This window comes from Actibacterium sp. EMB200-NS6, assembly GCF_001305615.1.
Classification (GTDB): Bacteria; Pseudomonadota; Alphaproteobacteria; order Rhodobacterales; family Rhodobacteraceae; genus Actibacterium_A; species Actibacterium_A naphthalenivorans.
This window is the reverse complement of sequence record NZ_CP010869.1, coordinates 2,219,756-2,240,277: the sequence shown is the minus strand read 5'-3', so window position 1 is coordinate 2,240,277 and position 20,522 is coordinate 2,219,756. Positions and strand designations below refer to the sequence as shown.

Sequence of the window (20,522 nt, the reverse complement as noted above, 5' to 3'; positions counted from 1 at the left end):
GACAGGGCCAAAAGGCAAATGGGCGCCGGGCAGGGCACAGAATGAACGAGCGGACGGCGCAGACGCCGCGCAGGCGGGGCCATTTCCGGCTTTGGCTGTCGCTCGGCTTTGTTGTGCTGAGCGCGATGTTCCTGATTTCCGTACTGTCGCTGACCGGTCGCGCAATTCCTGCGCCCGCATGGATGGCGCAGCGGCTGGAGACACGGCTGAACGCGGCGCTTGGCCCGGTGCAGATGACATTGGGCGGCATCAACGTGACCTTCACGCGCCACAAGCTGCCTCAGGTTCATCTGCGCGACGTCGCCCTTTCGGATGGGGCCGGCCGGCCGGTGGCGATGCTGCGCGATGTGCACGCGGCGATGAGCCTGCGCCCGTTCGCCGAGCGGCGCGTCACCCTGCGCCGGGTGGCGCTGTCGGGGGCAGAGCTGGCGCTGACGCGGGCGGTGGATGGCAGCATCGACCTGACGCTGGGCGAGGAGTTCGCCCCCGACGGCGCCGCGGCCAGCCTGCCCGACGTTCTGCGCAGGATCGACGCGGTGTTTGCCAGCCCGGCGCTGTCCGGGCTCGAAGATCTGTCGGTCGAGGATCTGACACTCAGCTATGCCGACGCCCGCGCGCAGCGCAGCTGGCAGATCGAGGGCGGGCTTCTGACCATCGAGCAGACCGCGACCGACCTGTCTTCGCGGCTGTTCTTTTCGCTGACCAACGATCTGGGCGTGCCGTCGGAGGTGGCGCTGAGCTTCGATCTGGCGAAGGGCTCGCTGCTTTCGCGGATGTCGGCCAACTTCAGCAACGTGCCCTCGGCCGACATCGCGGCGCAATCCCCCGCGCTGACCTTCCTGCGGGTCATCGACGCGCCGCTGTCGGGCGCCTTGCGCTCGGGGGTGGGGGCCGACGGGCATCTTACGCCGCTCAGCGCCGCGCTGGAGCTTGGCGCCGGTGCGATCCACCCGGTCGCGGGGGTCGCGCCGATCCCGTTCCGCCGCGGCAAAAGCTATTTCACCTATGATCCGGCGGCTGACAAGATCACCATGAACGAGACCGAGCTTGATACCGCCGCCGTCCGGCTGAAGGCGGAAGGCCACGCCTATCTGGGCGACGAGGTGGATGGCTGGCCCACCAGCCTGGTCACCCAGATGCAGTTCCGCGAGGTCGCGCTGGACCCCGAGGGGTTTTTCGAACAGCCGGCGCGGTTCAACTCCGGCGCGCTGGACATGAAGCTTGCGCTTGATCCGTTCACCGTGACCATCGGCCAGGTCGTGCTGCTCGACAATGCCGGGACGGCCTATCGCGGCGATGGCGTGATCAAGGCCCGCAATGACGGCTGGAAGCTCGATCTCGATTTCGGCGTGGATCAGATCACCCGTGACCGGCTGATCGCGCTATGGCCGGTGGGCCTTGTTCCGCCGACCCGCCGCTGGGTGAGCGAGAATGTGTTCGAAGGGGTGCTTTTCAACGTCGAGGCGGCCCTGCGGATCGCCCCGGATCACCCGGTTCGTCTGTCGCTGGTGCATGAGTTCCGCGATGCGACGGTGCAGTTCATCAAGTCCATGCCACCGGTTCATGGCGGGTTCGGCTATGTCACGATGACGGAGATGACATTCACCATGGTGCTGGACAAGGGCATCGTCGATGCGCCTGGCGGCGGCGGCCCCGTCGATGCCACCGGCACCGTGTTTCACGTGCCCGACATCACGCAAAGGCCGGCGCGGGCCGAGATCGACCTGAAAACCGAAAGCACCGTCGGGGCGATGCTCGCGCTGCTGGATCATCCGGTGTTCAACATCATGTCGCGCGCCGGCCAGCCGACCGACCTTGCCGAAGGCCACGCCCGGATGGAGGCGAAGATCGGCCTGAGCCTCGCCAAGAAGGTCACGCCGCAGGACGTGGACTATTCGGTTTCGGGTGTGCTGAGCGATCTGCGCAGTGAAAAGGCGGTTCCGAACCGTGTGCTGGAGGCGGATACGCTGAACCTGAGCGCGGACCGGGACCAGATCTCGATCAGTGGCGCGGCGCGGCTGGACGGGGTGCCGGTGCAGGGTGTCTGGAGCCAGGCGCTCGGCCCCGAGCAACAGGGGCAAAGCCGGGTCGAAGGCACGGTGGAACTGTCGCCGCGTTTCGTGAAAGCCTTCGGGATCGGGCTGCCCGACGGCACTGTCACCGGCAGCGGGCTGGGCCATGTCGCCATTGATCTGGCAAAGGACACGGCGGCGCGGTTCGAACTGACCTCCGATCTGAACCGGGTGGGGCTGAGCCTGCCGGGGCTGGGCTGGTCGAAGCCGCGCAATGCGCACGGCTCGCTTCAGGTGTCGGGCAGCCTCGGGGCGCCGCCGGTAATCGACAGCCTGTCAATCTCGGCGCCCGGCCTTTCGGCGGCGGGCACGCTGGCGATCGGCGGCGACGGCGCGCTGCGCGAGGCGCGGTTTTCGCGCGTCCGGGTGGGCGACTGGCTTGACGCGCCGGTGGTGCTTGGCGGGCGCGGCCCCGGAAGGCCGCCCAGCGTTGCGATCAAGGGCGGGCGGCTGGATCTACGCAACAGCCCCTTTGCCAAGGGCCGGGGCACCGGCGAGGGCGGGCCGGTGGCGGTGGCGCTGGACCGTCTGATCGTGTCGCGCGCGATCACGCTTTATGATGTGCGCGGGGTGCTGACGCCCGAAGGCGCTCTGAACGGCCGGTTGCGCGGGCGCGTGGGCAACGGCGCGCCGGTGGTCGCCACATTGGTGCCCGCGCGCGGCGGCACCGCGATCCATGTTCAGTCGGATGACGCGGGCGGTGTGCTGCGCGGGGCCGGGATCTTCGAGAAATCCCGTGGCGGCACGCTCGACCTGATGCTGACGCCCCGCGGCGCGCCCGGCGAATACAACGGCCGGATGACCATCCGCAACACGCGGGTCAAGGGCGCGCCGGTTCTGGCCGAGCTGCTGAGCGCGATTTCGGTCGTCGGGATCCTGCAGCTTCTGGATGGCGAGGGGCTGACCTTCAGCGAGGTGTCGGCCGATTTCATCCTGACCCCGAACGCGCTTCAGATCAGCCGGGGCAGCGCCATCGGCACATCGCTGGGCATTTCGCTGGCCGGGGTCTATGACCTGAAGGCGAACCGGGTCGATATGCAGGGCGTGATCTCGCCCATCTATCTGCTCAACAGCGTCGGCAGTTTCCTGACCCGCAAGGGCGAGGGGCTGTTCGGCTTCAACTACCGGCTGTCGGGTGATGCGGCCGCCCCGTCGGTCGGGGTCAACGTTCTTTCAATTCTGACGCCGGGGATGTTTCGCGAGATCTTCCGCCGGCCGCCGCCGGAGATTGCCGAGTGAAACTTTCCGATTTCGATTTCGACCTGCCCGAAGAGCTGATCGCCACCCGGCCCGCCCGCCCGCGCACCGCCGCCCGGATGCTGGTGGCCGAGGGCGACACGTTGCGCGACTGTCATGTCTACGACCTGCCGTCGCTGCTGCGCGCAGGCGACCGGCTGGTGCTGAACAACACAAAGGTGATCCCGGCGCGCCTGTTCGGCCGCCGCCTGCGGCATACGCCCGAAGGTGTCGTCGAGGCGAAGGTGGAAATCACGCTGCTGGAGCCGCAGCCGGGCGGCGGCTGGGCGGCGCTGGCCAAGCCCCTGCGCAAGCTGAAACAGGGCGAGGAGATCGTGTTCTCCGACGCGCTCTCGGCCCGTGTCACCGAGCGGCGCGAGGGCGACGTGGTGCTTGGCTTCAATCTGGCGGGTGATGATTTCGATGCCGCGCTGGCCGAGGCGGGCGCCATGCCGCTGCCGCCCTATATCGCCGCCAAACGCCCCGCCGACGCGCAGGACAAGACCGACTATCAGACCGTCTTCGCCCGCCACGCCGGCGCGGTGGCCGCGCCGACCGCCTCGCTGCATTTCGATGCGGAGCTGCTGGAAAAGCTGCGGACGATCGGGGTGACGTTCACCGAGGTCACGCTGCATGTGGGGGCGGGCACCTTCCTGCCGGTGAAGGTCGAGGATGTGGAAACCCACAAGATGCACGCCGAATGGGGCGAGGTGACGGCGCAGGCGGCGGCCGAGATCAACGCGACCCGCGCCGCGGGCGCGCGCATCATCCCCGTGGGCACCACCGCGCTGCGCCTGATCGAAAGCGCGGCGCAGGCGGATGGCACCATGGTGCCGTGGCGCGGCGAGACCGATATCTTCATCCGCCCCGGATACCGCTTTCGCGTCACGGGCGCGCTGATGACCAATTTTCACCTGCCGAAATCCACCCTGCTGATGCTGGTTTCCGCGCTGATGGGGGTGGAGCGGATGCGTGCCGTCTATGCCCATGCGGTGGCCGGGCGATACCGCTTTTTCTCTTACGGCGATGCGTCGCTTCTGATCCCGTGAGGGCGCATTCGCGACACCGAATGTCGCCCTGGCACATATCCCCTGACAGTGTCCGTCGTAGTGAGGGCACGTAACGTGATTCGAGGTGTAACGTGATCAAGGTTCTTGCCAGTTCCTGGGCATTGCTGCTGGGGATGCTTCTGCTGATGGTCGGAAACGGTCTGCAGGGCACGCTTCTGGGTGTGCGCGGGGGGCTGGAAGGTTTCACCACCCTGCAGATGTCGCTTGTGATGTCGGCCTATTTCCTAGGGTTTCTGGGCGGCTCGCGGATGGCGCCCGAAATGATCCGGCGCGTGGGCCACGTGCGGGTGTTCGCGGCGCTGGGGTCGTTCATCTCGGCGGTGCTGATCCTTTACCCGGCGATCACCGATCCCTGGGCCTGGACGCTGCTGCGGGTGATCATCGGTTTTTGCTTTTCCGGCGTCTACGTGACCGCCGAGAGCTGGCTCAACAACGCCGCCACCAACGAAACCCGGGGGCAGGCGCTTTCGCTTTACATGATTGTCCAGATGGCGGGGATCGTCGCGGCGCAGGGCCTGCTGACGCTGGGCGACCCGTCGGGGTTCATCCTGTTCATCATCCCGTCGGTACTGGTCTCGATCTCCTTCGCGCCGATCCTTCTGTCGGTCTCGCCGACGCCGCCCTTCGAGACCACCAAACCGATGAGCATCCGCGCGCTCTACCACGTCTCTCCGCTGGGCTGCGTCGGGGCGTTTCTGCTGGGCGGGGTCTATTCCGCGCTGTTCGGCATGGCGGCTGTCTATGGTACCCAGTCGGGGCTCAGCGTGGCGCAGATTTCCGCCTTCGTCGCGGCGATCTATGTCGGCGGGCTGCTGATGCAGTTTCCCATCGGCTGGATGTCGGACCGGATGGACAGGCGACAGCTGATCCTCGGCACGGCCGTGCTGGGGTGTGTTGGCGCGCTGGCCGGGCTGCTGTTCGAAAGCCGGTTTTCCGTGCTGCTGGGCGCGATGTTCGTGGTGGGCGGTACCAGCAACCCGCTGTATGCGCTGATCATCGCCTATACCAACGATTTTCTGGAGCATGAGGATATGGCCGCGGCTTCCGGCGGGATGATCTTTCTGAACGGGGTCGGCGCGGTGGCGGGCCCGCTCATCACCGGCTGGATCATGGGATACGCCGGGCCCTCGGGGTTCTTCCTGTTCCTGGCCGCGCTGCTGGGCAGCCTCTCGGCCTATGCCGCCTATCGAATGACCCAGCGCCGGGCGCCGCTCGTGTCGGAAACCGGAACCTATTCGCCGGTGCTGCCGTCAGCCACCTCTGTCGCGGTGGAGGCCGCGCAGGAAGTCTTTATCGAGGGGCAGGAAGAGGAGCACGCCCGCCATGCCATCGATGCGGCATAGGGTCTGCCCCCTTGCACGGCCTCAACTTATCTGAAACGCTGAAGAAAATGCCGGTAAGGGCAGTCAGGAGGAGTGGTCATGCAAACCCCGGATGAGGTTCTGCGGTTCTGGTTGGAAGAGGTCGGGCCAAAGGGCTGGTACATCGGCGGCGCCGCGCTCGACGATGACATCCGCGTCCGGTTCGAAGCGCTCTGGCAGGAGGCGCTTGAGGGCGGGCTGCACGAATGGCTGACACAGCCGCGCACGGCGCTGGCCTATCTTCTGCTGACCGATCAGTTCCCGCGCAACATGTTCCGCGGCGAGGCGCGGGCGTTTTCCACCGATCCGATGGCGCGCAAGGCGGCCAAACATACGATCGACCGCGAATTCGACATGCGCGTGGAAGAGCCCGAACGGCAGTTTTTCTATCTGCCGCTGATGCATTCGGAATGCCTGACGGATCAGGACCGTTGCGTGCGCCTGATGCTCACGCGCATGCCCGAAACCGGCGCCGACAATCTGCTCCATGCCAAGGCGCACCGCGAGGTTATCCGCCGCTTTGGCCGGTTTCCGTTCCGCAACGACGCGCTCGCGCGTTGCAGCAGCGAGGATGAGCGCACCTTTCTGGCAGAGGGCGGCTATCCCGCGATCGTCGAGGCGTTGCGCGGCTGAACATACCGCGTTTCCCGGCGGCGACGGAAAAATCCGGCCTTGCGGCCTTCGGTCCGTTGATGTGTAATTTGATATAGTTTAATATCAAACTACTTTTCGGACAAAGGGGAAGCAGATGGCTGCCAGGAATTTTGACATGATCGTGATCGGCGCCGGGCCGGGGGGCTATGTCGCTGCAATTCGCGGTGCGCAGCTTGGCCAGAAGGTTGCGATTGTCGAACGCGAGCATTTGGGCGGTATCTGCCTGAACTGGGGGTGCATCCCCACCAAGGCGCTGCTGCGCTCGTCCGAAGTGTTTCACTTGATGCACCGGGCCAAGGAATTCGGGCTCACGGCCGAGGGCATCGGCTATGATCTCGACGCGGTCGTCAAACGCTCGCGCGGGGTTGCGGGGCAGTTGTCGGGCGGCATCGGCCATCTGATGAAGAAGAACAAGATCACCGTGGTGATGGGCGAGGCGACGCTGCCGGCCAAGGGCAAGGTCTCGGTCAAGACCGACAAGGGCAGCGAAGAGCTGACCGCCAAGAACATCGTGCTGGCCACCGGCGCCCGCGCGCGCGAACTGCCGGGGCTGGAGGCGGATGGCGATCTGGTCTGGACCTATAAGCACGCGCTGACGCCGCCGCGCATGCCGAAAAAGCTGCTGGTCATCGGGTCGGGCGCCATCGGCATCGAATTCGCCAGCTTCTACAACACGCTGGGCGCTGACACGACTGTCGTCGAGGTGATGGACCGTATCCTGCCGGTGGAAGACGCCGAGATTTCGGCCTTCGCCAAGAAGCAGTTCACCAAGCAGGGCATGAAGATCATGGAAAAGGCCATGGTCAAACAGCTCGACCGTGGCAAGGGCAAGGTCACCGCGCATATCGAGGCGGGCGGCAAGGTTGAAACCCATGAGTTCGACACGGTGATTTCCGCCGTGGGCATCGTCGGCAATGTCGAGGGGTTGGGTTTGGAAGGCCTGGGCGTCAAGATCGACCGCACCCATGTGGTGACGGATGAATATTGCCGCACCGGGGCCGACGGGCTTTATGCCATCGGCGATATCGCGGGCGCGCCCTGGCTGGCGCACAAGGCCAGCCACGAGGGCGTGATGGTGGCCGAACTGATCGCGGGCGGGCATCCGCATCCGGTAAAGCCCGAAAGCATCGCCGGCTGCACCTATTGTCAGCCGCAGGTGGCCAGCGTCGGCTATACCGAGGCCAAGGCCAAAGAGCTGGGCTATACGGTCAAGGTTGGCCGCTTCCCCTTCATCGGCAACGGCAAGGCGATTGCCCTGGGCGAGCCCGAGGGGATGATCAAGACCGTGTTCGACGCCAAGACCGGCGAATTGCTGGGCGCGCACATGGTGGGGGCAGAGGTGACGGAGCTGATCCAGGGCTATGTGGTCGGCCGTCAGCTGGAAACCACCGAAGAAGATCTGATGAACACGGTCTTCCCGCATCCCACGCTGAGCGAGATGATGCACGAAAGCGTGCTCGACGCTTATGATCGCGTGATTCACATGTAAGCCATGCAGGCGCCCCGCAAGCGGGGCGCCGCAGACTTGCCGCGCGGGCCCGGCCCTTTGTCAGCCTATCGGGGGCAGCAGCAGGATCGTGGTCTGCGCGCCGTCACGACGCATCGCATGCACCTCGGCCAGTTCGGGGTCATTGATCCAGGCGCGCGCGGCCTCGGCGTCCGGGAAGGCCACGATCAGGCAGGTCGAAGGCCCCGCGCCGGTATCTTCCAGAACTTCGATCTCCGGCCCGCCCGCGATCGGCTGTCCGCCGTGTTTGGCAAGGGCTGCGCCCCCCTTGGCCCGATAGGCCGCGAAGGCATCGGCATCTTTCACGATCAACTGAACAACAACGTAATGAGGCATGGTTTTTTCCCTTTGGTTCCCGTGCCGCCATTTAGGCGAGGCATGGGGGTTGCGGGAATGGGCTATCTTCGGAATACCCTTGTACGGAAATAGCTCAGGCTTCGGGGTCGCCATGCAGGATTGGGACAGTTTGCGCATCGTTCTGGCGGTGGCGCGCCATGGCGGGCTGAACGGCGCGGCGCGCTGCCTTGGGGTGACCCATGCGACCGTATCGCGACAACTGGCGCGGGCCGAAGAGCAGGCCGGGCTGCGCCTGTTCGACCGGCTTCCGACCGGCCTTGTGCCGACGGCGCCGGGCCGTACCGCCATCGCCCATGCCGAAGAGGTCGAGGCGCGGGTGCATGCGCTGGATTTCGCGCTGGAAGCAGAGCGGGGGCAGGGGCCGGGCGCCCTGGCCATCACTGTGCCGCCGCTGGTGGCCAATGCCGATTTCGCCGCCGACATTGCGGTGTTCCGCGCCCGTCATCCCGGCATCATGCTCAGCCTGCTGGGCGACAACCGCGTTCTGAATCTGCATCGGCGCGAAGCCGATGTCGCCCTCCGCGTATCGCACAGCCCGGCCGAAAGCCTGTGGGGCCGGGTCATTGCCCGGCAGCGCGCCGGTTGGTTCGCCAGCCGCGATTATATCGAGGCCCATCAAGCGGTTCTGTCCGGCGAAGACCGGCAGAGGCCGCTGCCCTATGTGGCCTTCACCGCCTGGACGGCAGCGCGCCCCGCCGCGCTCGAGGCGCGGTTTCCCGGCGCCGTTCCCGTCATTGAGAGCGATGACATGATCACGGCGCTCAACCTCGCGCGGGCGGGGCAGGTGATGGTGCGCGCGCCCTGCCTGATCGGTGCGGGGGATGCGGTGCTGATACGGGTGCCGGGGCTCGCGCTGATCGACTATGCGCCGATCTGGGCGGTGACCCATCCGGATCTGCGCCGCGTGCCACGGGTCGCGGAATTCATCCGTTTCATCGCGGCGCGTTTCGCGGCGCGGGCCGAGACCTATTTCGGCCCCGACGGCTGACGCCCTCAGCCCCGGGTGACCGGGCCGCCCGCCATCTGCCAGTGCTGCAATCCGCCAAGGTTATAAACTTCTTTATACCCCATCTGCATCATCGCCTGCGCCGCCGCCCCCGACCGCGCCCCCGAGGCACAGTAAAGCGCTACGGGTTTGTCGACCGAAAGCTCCGGCAGCAGCTCGGGGCTCGACGGATCGACCTTCATCCGGAACACCATCATCGGGATGTGCAGCGCACCCTCGGCATAGCCGGTCATGCGCAGCTCATCCGCCTCGCGGACGTCGATCAGCGTCATTTCGCCGGCTGCGACCTTGTCGATGGCGTCCTTGGTGTCGATCCGGGCCATCTGCGGTCCCGGCTGTTTGAAACCTGAAAACATTCTCGTTTCCCTCGATATCCTGTGTTGCGCCCTGGCCGGCGGTGGCGGCAGATATACATTCGACCTGGCGAATGTGAAGGGCGGGGTGGTTTGTGGCGCTCAGGGGATGCCAAAAACCGGGCAGGGGCAAGGTGCAAGGGGCGGTTCCTGCGCTCAGGTGGATATATTCCCCATTTGTTCTCTCTTTTCGGTTGGAGACTCGGGCAAGCTAAACTATTTCTTAATCGTTCAACCTGGGGGCTTTGATGGCCGAGCTGAAAAAGATCGAGGTGCGCGGCGCGCGCGAGCACAACCTCAAGAACATCGACGTGGATATCCCGCGCGATGAACTGGTGGTGATCACCGGGCTTTCGGGCTCCGGCAAATCCAGCCTGGCCTTCGATACGATCTATGCCGAGGGCCAGCGCCGCTATGTCGAATCGCTGTCGGCCTATGCGCGGCAGTTCCTCGATATGATGGAAAAGCCGGATGTGGATCACATCACCGGCCTCTCCCCCGCGATTTCCATCGAACAGAAGACGACGAGCAAGAACCCGCGCTCGACCGTCGGCACGGTGACGGAGATTTACGACTATCTGCGCCTGCTGTTCGCCCGCGTCGGCACGCCCTATTCCCCCGCGACCGGCCTGCCGATCGAGGCGCAGCAGGTGCAGGACATGGTCGACCGGGTGATGGCGATGGAGGAGGGCACGCGCGCCTTTCTGTTGGCGCCGATCATCCGCGACCGGAAGGGCGAATACAGAAAAGAGTTTCTGGAACTGCGCAAGCAGGGGTTTCAGCGGGTCAAGGTGGATGGGCAGTTCCATGAACTGGACGAACCGCCGACGCTCGACAAGAAATTCCGCCACGATATCGACGTAGTGGTGGACCGGATCGTTGTGCGCGAGGGGCTGGAGACGCGGCTGGCTGACAGTTTCCGCACGGCGCTGGATCTGGCTGATGGCATCGCCATTCTGGAAACCGCCCCGAAAGAGGGCGAGGGAGAGCCAGAGCGCATCACCTTCAGCGAGAATTTCGCCTGCCCGGTATCGGGGTTCACCATTCCCGAGATCGAGCCGCGGTTGTTTTCCTTCAACGCGCCCTTCGGAGCCTGCCCCGATTGTGACGGGCTGGGGGTGGAGCTGTTCTTTGACGAACGGCTCGTGGTTCCCGACGCGGCGCTGAAGCTCTATGACGGCGCGCTGGCACCCTGGCGCAAGGGCAAGTCGCCCTATTTCCTGCAAACGATCGAGGCCATCGCCAAACACTACGAATTCGACAAGAACACGCCGTGGAAAGACCTGCCGGCCCATGTGCAGCAGGTGTTCCTCTACGGTTCGGGTGATGACGAGATCCGGTTCCGCTATGACGAGGGCGGGCGTGTCTATGAGGTGACGCGCACGTTCGAGGGGGTGATCCCCAATATGGAGCGGCGCTATCGCGAGACAGACAGCAACTGGGTGCGCGAGGAATTCGAACGCTACCAGAACAACCGCCCCTGCCACAGCTGCGGCGGCTACCGGCTGCGGCCGGAGGCGCTGGCGGTGAAAATCGCCGGGCTGCATGTGGGGCAGGTGGTGCAGATGTCGATCCGCGAGGCCTATGCCTGGTGCGCGACGGTGCCGGAAAAACTGACCGCCCAGCGAAACGAGATCGCCCGCACCATCCTGAAGGAAATCCGCGAAAGGCTGGGGTTCCTGAACAATGTGGGTCTGGAATACCTGACCCTCTCGCGCAATGCCGGCACGCTTTCGGGGGGCGAAAGCCAGCGGATCAGGCTGGCCAGCCAGATCGGATCGGGTCTGACCGGGGTGCTCTATGTGCTCGACGAACCCTCCATCGGGCTGCACCAGCGTGACAACGGGCGGTTGCTGCAGACGCTCAAGAACCTGCGCGATCAGGGCAACACGGTGATCGTGGTCGAGCATGACGAAGAGGCGATCCGCGAGGCCGATTACGTGTTCGACATCGGCCCAGGCGCCGGCATCCATGGCGGGCGCGTCGTTGCGCATGGCACCCCGGCGCAAATCGCCGCCGATCCGGCGTCGATCACCGGGCAATACCTATCGGGCACGCGTGAAATCGCGGTGCCGGGAACGCGGCGCAAGGGCAACAAGAAGAAGATCACCGTGGTCAAGGCCTGCGGCAACAACCTGCAGGATGTGACCGTGGATTTCCCGCTGGGCAAGTTCGTCTGCGTGTCGGGCGTGTCGGGCGGGGGCAAGTCGACGCTGACCATCGAGACGCTGTTCAAGACCGCCTCGATGCGGCTGAACGGCGCCCGGCAGACGCCCGCGCCCTGCGAGACGATCAAGGGGTTGGAGCATCTGGACAAGGTGATCGACATCGACCAGCGCCCCATCGGGCGTACACCCCGATCCAACCCGGCCACCTATACCGGCGCCTTCACCCCGATCCGCGACTGGTTCGCCGGCCTGCCCGAGGCCAAGGCGCGCGGCTACAAGCCCGGCCGCTTCAGCTTCAACGTCAAGGGCGGGCGCTGCGAGGCGTGCCAGGGCGACGGCGTGATCAAGATCGAGATGCACTTTCTGCCCGATGTCTATGTCACCTGCGAAACCTGCCACGGCGCGCGCTACAATCGCGAAACGCTGGAAGTTCGGTTCAAGGGCAAGAGTATAGCCGACGTTCTTGATATGAACGTTGAAGATGCGCAGGAGTTTTTCAAGGCGGTGCCCAGCATCCGCGACAAGATGGATGCGCTGATGCGCGTGGGGCTTGGCTATATCAAGGTCGGCCAGCAGGCGACGACCCTGTCAGGGGGCGAGGCGCAGCGCGTGAAACTGTCGAAGGAGTTGAGCAAACGCGCCACGGGCCGCACGCTCTACATCCTCGACGAGCCCACCACGGGCCTGCACTTCGAGGATGTGAAAAAGCTTCTGGAGGTGCTGCATGAACTGGTGGAGCAGGGCAACACCGTGGTGGTGATCGAGCATAACCTCGACGTCATCAAGACCGCCGACTGGATCATCGACATCGGCCCCGAAGGCGGCGACGGCGGCGGCCGGGTGGTGGCCACAGGCACACCGGAACAGGTGGCCGAAGCCGAGCAGAGCCACACCGGCCGCTACCTCAAGCAGATACTCGACGCGCGCAAGCTGGCGGCCGAATAGCGCGCGGCGCGGCTTATTCCTCTGATTTGGGGCAGGTGTTCATCCCGAAGATCGAATAGATCGGGCAGCTCGACATCAGCCCGGTCACCAGCGGGATGATCCCGATCAGGTACAGCCAGCGATACGTCGCTTCGGTATGCAGGAAGAAGCCCGCCAACAGGGCAAGGCCGACAATGATGCGAATGGCGCGGTCAATTCCGCCGACATTTTTCGTGAACATGCGTCTTCTCCGGTGTGCAGGTCCGACCAGTTCGGACAACCAGAGCGTAATATGCATTACTGCGCATGTATATCATCTTGGGCGCGGGGAGGCAGGGTAATTCTGTCGCGGTCAAAGGGTGGCCGGGCCCGTTGGGGGCGAGCCCGGCCGGGGGTTGCCGCAGTTATTGCTGCGACGGGGCGTTGATTTCCTCGTCAAGGCCGAGGGTCTGGAAGGCCTGGTGATCCATCACCACAACCTCCGAACCGTCGATCTCCACAAGGAAGCTGTTGGGCTCCAGGCCCAGCTCGCGCGGCTCTTCGAGGATGGCGTAGCCATCGGTCACGATCGTGTCGCCGTCACGCTTGAGCACCTCGAGCCGGACGCTGCCGGTGGGCATGCATTGCGTACCCTCCAGAACGGTGCCTTCGGGGCAGACATAGTCAGTAGCGGCGAAGGCGGCGGCCGGAGCGATGGTCAGAACGGCGATGGCGGAAGCAAAGGTATTCTTGAGCATGATAATCTCCTTTCGTGTCTGGCAGGACAACGCAAGGAGGGGGCTTTTGTTCCCGGGTTTATCTCGGGCACCGGCCAGGGGGCATGCCGTGTGGCCGGTGCCGGCGGTTCAGATCAGCCGAACCTGCGCGCCGACCGGGACCAGTTCGAACAGTTCCGCGATCTTTTCGTTGAACAGCCCGATGCAGCCCGACGATGACCGCCGCCCGATCTTGCGCGTGTCATGCGTGCCGTGGATCAGATAGGCCGGCCAGCTGAGGTAGAGCGCGTGGGTGCCCAGCGGGTTGCCCGGGCCGGGCGGCATGTAGGGCGGCAGCGAGGGATCGTTCTTGCGCATGTCCGGGGTCGGGGTCCAGTCGGGGCCGACGCGTTTGCGCACCACTTCGGTATAGCCCCGCCGGGTCAGCTCGTCCGTCCGGGGCACCGAGGTCGGGTAGAGCCGGTAATCGGTGCCATCAGCGTTCCAGTAGTGCAGCGCCCGCGATTTGGTGTCGGCGACGATCGTGGCGACGCCCAGACTGTCGAAATGATCCTGCCAGTTCTGCACCTGAAAGCTCGAGATGTTGTGGCGGGTCGTTTCCGTTCCCTCGATGGCGGGCTCGATAACCTGCGCGCGCAGAAGCGACGGGGCGGCCAGCGTGCCTGCCATGGCAAGCCCGCCCAGGATGGTGCGGCGGCTGTGGGTCTTGTTGCTCATGTTCTGCGTTTCCTTCGTGATTTCAGCCTGTTCGCCGTGAGCCTCGCAAATACGGCTGGATGCGTCCAGCCCGCGACATATCACAAATCGAGAATGCACGGGAATGTGTATGGCGGCGGGCGTTACAGCCCCTGCTGAAACTCGTCAATCAGCATTCGCACGACGGCTTGCAGCGCCTCGTCGCGGTCGAGCCCGGCGGCACGGGCCGCGTGGAAGGCCGCGCGCTGCTGATCGGCGCTGGTGCCGCGCAGGAGGATGTCGCGCGCGGCCTCGACCTCGGCCATGCAGCCAAGCGCCTCGGCGTCTTCGGAGACCAGCGCGATCAGCTCGTCCAGAAGCACCGGCATCGGCTTGATCGTGCCGGCGCCGAAGTCGATCAGCCCCTCGGAGACCCCGTAGCGCTGCGCGCGCCAGCGGTTTTCGGCCAGCAGGAAGGTATCGTACTGGCGCCACTGCTGGTTCTTGCGGGTCAGCCGGTAGAGCATGCGGGTGATGCATTGCGTCAGCGCCGCCAGTGAAAGCGTGTTCTCCAGCCGGGGCGAGACATCGCAGATGCGCGATTCGATGGTCGGGAACCGGGCCGAGGGGCGCAGATCCCACCAGATTTTCGAGCTGTCCTCGATCAGGTTCAGGCCGGTCAGCGTATCGACCATCAGCTGATAATCGGCCCAGCTTTGCGGGCGCGGCGGCAGCCCGGTGCGGGGCAGATTGTCGAACACCGTCAGCCGGTAAGAGCTCAGCCCGGTATCCACGCCTTGCCAGAACGGCGAAGAGGTGGAAAGCGCCAGCAGATGCGGCAGGAAATAGGTGAGCTGGTTCATCAGCTCTATGCGCATCGCCTGATCGGCGATCCCCACATGCACATGCATACCGCAGACCAGCATCCGCCGCGCCACCCCGGCCAGATCCTTGCTGAGCGTGTTATAGCGCTCCTTGTCGGTATGGTGCTGATCTTTCCAGTCGCTGAACGGATGGCAGGAGACGGCAATCGGCGCCAGACCGAAATCGCCGGCGATACGTGCCACCGTGCCCCGCAGGCGGCGCAGATCATCGCGCGCCTCGGCTATATCGCGGCAGACGCGGGTGCCGATTTCCACCTGGCATTGCAGGAATTCGGGGCTGAACTGGCCCTCAAGCTCTGCCGTGCAGGCGCTCATCAGGGCATCGGGTGCCGTGGCGAGGGCCAGCGTATCGCAATCCACCAGAAGATATTCTTCCTCGATTCCAATCGTGAAGTCGGGGTCTGCGGGCGACATGACTGTCCCTTTGTGATTTTCATCAAGCAAAGCAGAGCAGCCCCGGTGCGGCAAGCGCGAATGGCTGCGGGCGCCTGCGGCATGAAAAAACCCCGGGCCGCTGGCCCGGGGTTCGATAACTGGCACTGAAAGCCGGCTCAGTCCATCTGTTTGAAGTGGAACTCGCCGCCTTCCTTCAGGCCCGACGGCCAGCGCGACGTCACCGTCTTGGTGCGGGTGTAGAAGCGGAAGCTGTCCGGCCCGTGCTGGTTCAGATCGCCGAAGCCCGATTTCTTCCATCCGCCGAAGGTGTGATAGGCCAGCGGCACCGGGATCGGCACGTTGATGCCCACCATGCCGACATTGATCCGGCTGGCGAAATCGCGCGCGGCGTCGCCGTCGCGGGTGAAGATCGCGGTCCCGTTGCCATATTCGTGGTCCATGGCGTAGCCGATCGCCTCTTCATAGGTTTCGGCGCGGACCTGACACAGAACGGGGCCGAAGATCTCTTTCTTGTAGATGTCCATGTCGGTGGTGACACGGTCAAAGAGATGCGGGCCGACGAAGAAGCCGTCTTCATAGCCCTGCAGGTTGAAGTCGCGGCCGTCGACAACCAGCTCGGCACCCTGATCCACACCCGATTGCACCAGGCCCAGGATGTTCTGCTTGGCGGCGGCGGTCACGACCGGGCCGTAATCCACATCGGCGCCGGCGGTATAGGGGCCGACCTTCAGCTTTTCGATCCGCGGCACCAGCTTTTCGATCAGCATGTCAGCGGTTTTCTCACCCACCGGCACGGCAACAGAAATCGCCATGCAGCGTTCGCCCGCCGCGCCAAAGCCGGCACCCACCAGCGCATCGGCAGCCTGATCCATATCGGCATCGGGCAGGATGATCATGTGGTTCTTGGCGCCGCCGAAACACTGCGCCCGCTTGCCGTTCGCCGTGGCGCGGGAATAGATGTATTGCGCGATCGGGGTCGAGCCGACGAAGCCCACCGCCTGAATGGTTTCATTGTCCAGAATCGCGTCCACCGATTCCTTGTCGCCGTTGACGACCTGCAGGATGCCGTCGGGCAGGCCGGCCTCTTTCGCCAGCTCGGCCAGCATCAGCGGCACCGAGGGGTCACGCTCGGACGGTTTCAGGATGAAGGCGTTACCGCAGGACAGGGCAGGGCCCATCTTCCACAGCGGGATCATGGCCGGGAAGTTGAACGGCGTGATGCCCGCAACAACGCCCAGCGGCTGGCGCATGGAATACATGTCGATGCCGGGGCCGGCGCTGTCGGTGAATTCGCCTTTCAGCAGATGCGGCGCACCGATGCAGAACTCGATTACCTCAAGCCCGCGCTGCACGTCGCCCTTGGCGTCGGGGATGGTCTTGCCATGCTCGCGGCTCAGCGCCTCGGCCAGCTTTTCCATGTCGCGGTTGATCAGGCGAACAAATTCCATCATCACCCGGCCGCGCTTCTGCGGGTTGGTGGCGCCCCATTTGGGCTGCGCTTCGGCGGCGGCGGCAATGGCGGCGTCCATCTCGTCTTTCGTGGCCAGCGGAACGCGGGCCTGCACCTCGCCGGTGGCGGGGTTGAAGACGTCGGCGAAACGGCCCGAGGTGCCCTTGACCCGCTGACCGTTGATGAAATGACTCAGTTCTTCCATGGAATCCTCCCGAAATGATGTCCGGGTGCAGAATAGTCTTGCAATAATGCGGCGAAAACCAGCATTTTTAAAAAAACACTTTGCAATAAACAAGGGGCGGGCAATGGAGCCGAACTGGGATGATATGCGTGTTTTCCTTGCGGTCGCGCGGGCGGAAAGCCTGAGCGGGGCAGGGAAGGTGCTGAAGATGGACCCGGCCACGGTGGGTCGGCGCATCCAGCGGCTCGAAGAGGCGCTCGGCACCACGCTGTTCGCAAAATCGCCCCAGGGCTACAGCCTGAGCGCCGAGGGCGAGCGGCTGCTGTCCTGGGCGGAACAGGCCGAACAGTCGATTTCCCTCGCGACCGAGGAATCGCGGGGCCAGGCCGGGCAACTGACCGGATCAATTCGCATCGGTGCGCCCGACGGCTGCGCCAATTTCCTGCTGCCACGGGTCTGTACCGAGATTTGCGACCGGCATCCGGGGCTTGAAATTCAGGTGGTCTCGCAGCCCCGCGTGGTCAACCTGACCCGGCGCGAGGCGGACATGGCCATCGCCGTCAGCCCGCCCGACACCGGCCGGCTGCTGGTGCAGAAGGTGACCGATTACAAGCTGCACCTCGCCGCGTCCCGCCGCTATCTCAAGCGCAAGGGGGATATCGAAACCGCCGAGGCGCTGCAGGGCCACCGGATGATCGGCTATATTCCCGACATGATCTTCGACAAGGAGCTGGATTATATCTCGGCGATCGGGGTCGAGCGGGTGGGGCTTGCCTCCAACTCGGTGTCGGTCCAGCTCAATTTCCTGCGCCAGGGCGCGGGGCTGGGCATCGTCCATGATTTCGCGCTGCCCTTCGCGCCGAACCTCAACAAGGTGCTGCCCGATCTGGTGTCGCTGACGCGCAGCTTCTACCTGGTCCGGCACGCCGACGACCGCAAGGTCGAGCGGCTCAACCGGTTCGCCGATGAGCTGGTCGACGGGCTCAAGCGTGAGGTGGCCCGGCTCGAAGCTCTGACTTGACAGAATGTCGCAGTTGGGGCGACGCTGGGGAAACCGTTAGGGAGGGTCGTTCATGCATGTGCAACAAATTCTGAAATCCAAGGCCGATGACACCGTCGTTACCATCATACCGGGCGCGTCGGTGCGCGAGGCGGCCGAGCTTCTGTCGGCGCGGCGTATCGGATCGCTGGTCGTGTCCTTGGGCGACTCCCGGATCGCCGGCATCCTGTCAGAGCGCGATATCGTGCGCGAACTGGGGCGTCGCGGCCCGGCCTGCCTGTCGGACCGGGTGGATGACCTGATGACGCGCGATATCATTACCTGCGGCGTCAGCGACAGCACCGATGAGGTTTTGCGCAAAATGACCGATGGCCGTTTCCGCCACATGCCGGTGGTCGAGGACGGTAGGATGGTCGGGCTGATATCCATCGGCGACGTGGTCAAGGCACGGCTGGCCGAGCTTTCGATGGAAAAAGACGCGCTGGAAGGCATGATCATGGGCCACTGAGCCCCGCGCCCCCTTGCATTGCCCTCCGCAATATTGTTGCGTGGCCGAAACGGGGGAAGGGGACAGTCATGCGTATCGGCCTTTATCCGGGCACGTTCGATCCGGTCACGCTGGGGCATATCGACATCATCCAGCGGGCATCGACCCTGGTGGACAGGCTGGTCATCGGGGTGGCGATCAATCGCGACAAGGGGCCGTTGTTCAGCCTCGAAGAGCGGGTGTCGATGGTCGAGGCGGAATGCGCCAAGCTTGCGGTGCCGGGTGGCCCCGAATTCGTGGTGCATCCGTTCGAGAACCTGCTGATCGATTGCGCCCGTGATGTGAACGCGACCATGATCATCCGCGGCCTGCGCGCCGTTGCCGACTTCGAATACGAATTCCAGATGGTCGGCATGAACCGGGTTCTGGATGCCAGCGTCGAGACGGTGTTCCTGATGGCCGATGCGCGGCGGCAGGCGATCGCCTCGAAGCTGGTGAAAGAGATCGCGCGGCTGGGCGGGGATGTGTCGAAATTCGTGCCGGAGGCGGTGAACGCGAAATTGCTGGCCAAGTTCGCCTGACCTTCGCCTGACCGAGGCGCGACCTGCTGTCAAAAGGAAAAAGCCGCCCCGTGGGCATCGGTGCGGACACAAAAACATCCTGAACTTGATAGCCAACCTGGTTTGCAACCAACCCGAACTTCCCGATACCACCAGCGGCAAGAGAGCTTGCGCTGTTGGTGGAAATCATCTGAGCCTCTGGCAGGTCAAGCGTGCGCATGCGGTCTTTGTCTGAAATCACACCAGCCTTTTGGGCGGCATTCAGAGCCTCAATCGCATGCTCATAGCGCTTGCTGGTAGCGTATAGCGGATCTACAGAGGCCCTTAGCTGCTCGTATCCTTGCGATGCCATGGCAGTTGCCTGCACCGCTTTACGCTCTGCATCAGCGGCGCGCTCGCTGGCCGTAGCAACCCGCATGTAACGGCTTGCGGCCTGCTCCAAGACAATGTTCGCTGCCCGCTGGCTGGTCTCTCCCGTTTTGACCATAGATGCGAGCTGCTGCTGCACCTCACGATAGCGAACCGTCGCGGCATAGGCTGGATCGATCGAGGCGCGGAGCTGCTTAAATGTCCTTGCTTGGGTCTTCCCGGCCTCCGTCATCCTACCCATGCCGGAAGTCATGGATTTTTCCAGGCCTGTGACCTGCTGACCGAGACGCGCCATCGCCTTTTCAATCGACCCCATGTCGATCTTGAGGCTGCCCTCGACCCGTGCGCCAGTGCGAGCGATATTATCGAGTGCCTTTTCGCCGGCGGCTACTGACGTGCTGTCAACGATCAAAGCCAGGGTGCCGACGGTTGTTGACATGGGGCTGCTCCTTGTCGAACAGAGAAAGGCCCCGTAGCTTGCCGCTCTACGAGGCTTGGAGGTTTGAAATGTGGCGGTATTTTCTTGTTGGCGCGCTATGCGCTGCAGCTGGGGCAGCTGGAATGTTCTATTACCTGCTTCACCTGACGCCTCGGTCGTTCTTGTATAACGAATGCCGCTTCAGCCTCATCCTGGATGATGGAAGCCCAGAGAAATGGGAACAGCGATTGGGCGGCGGAGACGGAACCGCTGCAATCGAGCTGTGCAGGCTTATCGTTAAATGAGCATCTAGACCAAACCGTTTGATGCGGCCGAGCACCTCAACACTCCCGAGGCGCAGGCCGAGTTCATGCAAGACGCCATGGAGACCGGGGACGCCGGCTACATTGCCCATGCCCTTGGTGTCATCGCTCGTGCACATGGCATGTCGCAGATCGCCAAGGAGGCAGGTCTCAGCCAAGAAGCACTTTACAAAGCTCTCAGCCCAGATGGCAACCCAACGCTCTCAACCCTGCTCGGCGTGATGAAGGCCCTCCATATCAAACTGACCGTATCCGAAATGTAAGCCGAGTGGCCTGTAGCCAATCCAAGCAACCGCCCACTATTTCTCCGGCGCCCCGTTGGGCGGCTTTTGCGTTTTTGAACCGATTGGCG

Annotated in this window: 17 protein-coding genes and 1 pseudogene; 11 read left to right on the top strand and 7 right to left on the bottom strand. The window is 64.2% G+C overall.

The features are described from left to right. Positions 1-41 precede the first annotated feature (41 nt). The 5 genes from TQ29_RS10860 (at position 42) to lpdA (ending at position 7,882) form a co-directional block, all read left to right on the top strand. Positions 42-3,311 (top strand): AsmA-like C-terminal region-containing protein, encoded by a 3,270-nt coding sequence (locus TQ29_RS10860; protein ID WP_054539169.1) that lies wholly within the window; start codon positions 42-44, stop codon positions 3,309-3,311. Further along, positions 3,308-4,357 carry a tRNA preQ1(34) S-adenosylmethionine ribosyltransferase-isomerase QueA gene (gene queA, locus TQ29_RS10855; protein WP_054539168.1) on the top strand — a complete coding sequence of 350 codons (1,050 nt, stop codon included), beginning with the start codon at positions 3,308-3,310 and terminating at the stop codon, positions 4,355-4,357. The genes TQ29_RS10860 and queA overlap by 4 nt, the downstream gene beginning before the upstream one ends. 92 nt (positions 4,358-4,449) lie before the next feature. Next, on the top strand, positions 4,450-5,721 hold the full coding sequence (locus TQ29_RS10850; protein WP_054539167.1) for an MFS transporter: 1,272 nt from the start codon (positions 4,450-4,452) through the stop codon (positions 5,719-5,721). Between the two features lie 78 nt (positions 5,722-5,799). Then, a complete protein-coding gene (locus TQ29_RS10845) occupies positions 5,800-6,372 on the top strand; it encodes a DUF924 family protein (protein ID WP_054539166.1) in 573 nt (190 codons plus the stop codon). Positions 6,373-6,487: 115 nt separating this feature from the next. Then, positions 6,488-7,882, top strand: a complete 1,395-nt coding sequence (gene lpdA, locus TQ29_RS10840) for a dihydrolipoyl dehydrogenase (RefSeq protein WP_054539165.1) — start codon at positions 6,488-6,490, stop codon at positions 7,880-7,882. A gap of 60 nt (positions 7,883-7,942) precedes the next feature. On the opposite strand, the gene TQ29_RS10835 is transcribed toward lpdA, so the two are convergent. After that, entirely contained in the window at positions 7,943-8,236 is a 294-nt protein-coding gene (locus tag TQ29_RS10835; protein WP_054539164.1) for a DUF1330 domain-containing protein, read from the bottom strand. Between the two features lie 112 nt (positions 8,237-8,348). Between TQ29_RS10835 and TQ29_RS10830 the strand changes: the two genes are divergently transcribed. Beyond that, positions 8,349-9,245 (top strand): LysR family transcriptional regulator, encoded by an 897-nt coding sequence (locus TQ29_RS10830; protein ID WP_054539163.1) that lies wholly within the window; start codon positions 8,349-8,351, stop codon positions 9,243-9,245. Positions 9,246-9,250: 5 nt separating this feature from the next. Here the strand turns inward: TQ29_RS10830 and TQ29_RS10825 are convergent, their stop codons facing one another. Beyond that, complete coding sequence (locus TQ29_RS10825; RefSeq protein WP_054539162.1) at positions 9,251-9,619, bottom strand: rhodanese-like domain-containing protein; 369 nt, start codon at positions 9,617-9,619, stop codon at positions 9,251-9,253. Between the two features lie 245 nt (positions 9,620-9,864). Here TQ29_RS10825 and uvrA point away from each other — a divergent pair, with 245 nt between their 5' ends. Beyond that, on the top strand, positions 9,865-12,729 hold the full coding sequence (gene uvrA, locus TQ29_RS10820; protein ID WP_054539161.1) for an excinuclease ABC subunit UvrA: 2,865 nt from the start codon (positions 9,865-9,867) through the stop codon (positions 12,727-12,729). Between the two features lie 13 nt (positions 12,730-12,742). Here uvrA and TQ29_RS10815 read toward each other — a convergent pair whose 3' ends face one another. From TQ29_RS10815 to TQ29_RS10795, 5 genes are all read right to left on the bottom strand, one after another. Next, positions 12,743-12,949 carry a DUF2892 domain-containing protein gene (locus tag TQ29_RS10815; RefSeq protein WP_054539160.1) on the bottom strand — a complete coding sequence of 69 codons (207 nt, stop codon included), beginning with the start codon at positions 12,947-12,949 and terminating at the stop codon, positions 12,743-12,745. A gap of 163 nt (positions 12,950-13,112) precedes the next feature. After that, positions 13,113-13,445 (bottom strand): hypothetical protein, encoded by a 333-nt coding sequence (locus TQ29_RS10810; protein ID WP_054539159.1) that lies wholly within the window; start codon positions 13,443-13,445, stop codon positions 13,113-13,115. Between the two features lie 108 nt (positions 13,446-13,553). Further along, on the bottom strand, positions 13,554-14,141 hold the full coding sequence (locus tag TQ29_RS10805; RefSeq protein ID WP_037208472.1) for a L,D-transpeptidase: 588 nt from the start codon (positions 14,139-14,141) through the stop codon (positions 13,554-13,556). A 122-nt stretch (positions 14,142-14,263) separates the two neighbouring features. Then, a complete protein-coding gene (locus TQ29_RS10800) occupies positions 14,264-15,397 on the bottom strand; it encodes a carboxylate-amine ligase (protein ID WP_054539158.1) in 1,134 nt (377 codons plus the stop codon). 137 nt (positions 15,398-15,534) lie between these two features. Then, entirely contained in the window at positions 15,535-17,034 is a 1,500-nt protein-coding gene (locus TQ29_RS10795; RefSeq protein WP_037208467.1) for a CoA-acylating methylmalonate-semialdehyde dehydrogenase, read from the bottom strand. Positions 17,035-17,137: 103 nt separating this feature from the next. Here TQ29_RS10795 and TQ29_RS10790 point away from each other — a divergent pair, with 103 nt between their 5' ends. The 4 genes and pseudogenes from TQ29_RS10790 to TQ29_RS10775 all read left to right on the top strand — a co-directional run. Then, positions 17,138-18,034: a LysR family transcriptional regulator gene (locus tag TQ29_RS10790; RefSeq protein WP_037208466.1), complete on the top strand. Its 897-nt coding sequence runs from the start codon at positions 17,138-17,140 to the stop codon at positions 18,032-18,034. A 52-nt stretch (positions 18,035-18,086) separates the two neighbouring features. Next, positions 18,087-18,521, top strand: coding sequence for a CBS domain-containing protein (locus TQ29_RS10785; RefSeq protein ID WP_054539157.1), 435 nt, complete (start codon positions 18,087-18,089; stop codon positions 18,519-18,521). A 68-nt stretch (positions 18,522-18,589) separates the two neighbouring features. Next, positions 18,590-19,081, top strand: coding sequence for a pantetheine-phosphate adenylyltransferase (coaD, locus tag TQ29_RS10780; RefSeq protein WP_054539156.1), 492 nt, complete (start codon positions 18,590-18,592; stop codon positions 19,079-19,081). Positions 19,082-20,175: 1,094 nt separating this feature from the next. Beyond that, positions 20,176-20,433: pseudogene (locus TQ29_RS10775) on the top strand (addiction module antidote protein); the annotation flags it as partial. Between the last annotated feature and the right edge of the window lie 89 nt (positions 20,434-20,522).

Bases quoted from the DNA above. Each gene is read 5' to 3' on its own strand.
- TQ29_RS10805 (WP_037208472.1), bottom strand. From the start codon at position 14,141: ATGAGCAACAAGACCCACAGCCGCCGCACCATCCTGGGCGGGCTTGCC.
- uvrA (WP_054539161.1), top strand. From the start codon at position 9,865: ATGGCCGAGCTGAAAAAGATCGAGGTGCGCGGCGCGCGCGAGCACAAC.
- TQ29_RS10810 (WP_054539159.1), bottom strand. From the start codon at position 13,445: ATGCTCAAGAATACCTTTGCTTCCGCCATCGCCGTTCTGACCATCGCT.
- coaD (WP_054539156.1), top strand. From the start codon at position 18,590: ATGCGTATCGGCCTTTATCCGGGCACGTTCGATCCGGTCACGCTGGGG.
- TQ29_RS10795 (WP_037208467.1), bottom strand. From the start codon at position 17,034: ATGGAAGAACTGAGTCATTTCATCAACGGTCAGCGGGTCAAGGGCACC.
- TQ29_RS10815 (WP_054539160.1), bottom strand. From the start codon at position 12,949: ATGTTCACGAAAAATGTCGGCGGAATTGACCGCGCCATTCGCATCATT.
- TQ29_RS10825 (WP_054539162.1), bottom strand. From the start codon at position 9,619: ATGTTTTCAGGTTTCAAACAGCCGGGACCGCAGATGGCCCGGATCGAC.
- TQ29_RS10845 (WP_054539166.1), top strand. From the start codon at position 5,800: ATGCAAACCCCGGATGAGGTTCTGCGGTTCTGGTTGGAAGAGGTCGGG.
- TQ29_RS10860 (WP_054539169.1), top strand. From the start codon at position 42: ATGAACGAGCGGACGGCGCAGACGCCGCGCAGGCGGGGCCATTTCCGG.
- lpdA (WP_054539165.1), top strand. From the start codon at position 6,488: ATGGCTGCCAGGAATTTTGACATGATCGTGATCGGCGCCGGGCCGGGG.
- TQ29_RS10785 (WP_054539157.1), top strand. From the start codon at position 18,087: ATGCATGTGCAACAAATTCTGAAATCCAAGGCCGATGACACCGTCGTT.
- TQ29_RS10835 (WP_054539164.1), bottom strand. From the start codon at position 8,236: ATGCCTCATTACGTTGTTGTTCAGTTGATCGTGAAAGATGCCGATGCC.
- TQ29_RS10800 (WP_054539158.1), bottom strand. From the start codon at position 15,397: ATGTCGCCCGCAGACCCCGACTTCACGATTGGAATCGAGGAAGAATAT.
- TQ29_RS10830 (WP_054539163.1), top strand. From the start codon at position 8,349: ATGCAGGATTGGGACAGTTTGCGCATCGTTCTGGCGGTGGCGCGCCAT.
- TQ29_RS10790 (WP_037208466.1), top strand. From the start codon at position 17,138: ATGGAGCCGAACTGGGATGATATGCGTGTTTTCCTTGCGGTCGCGCGG.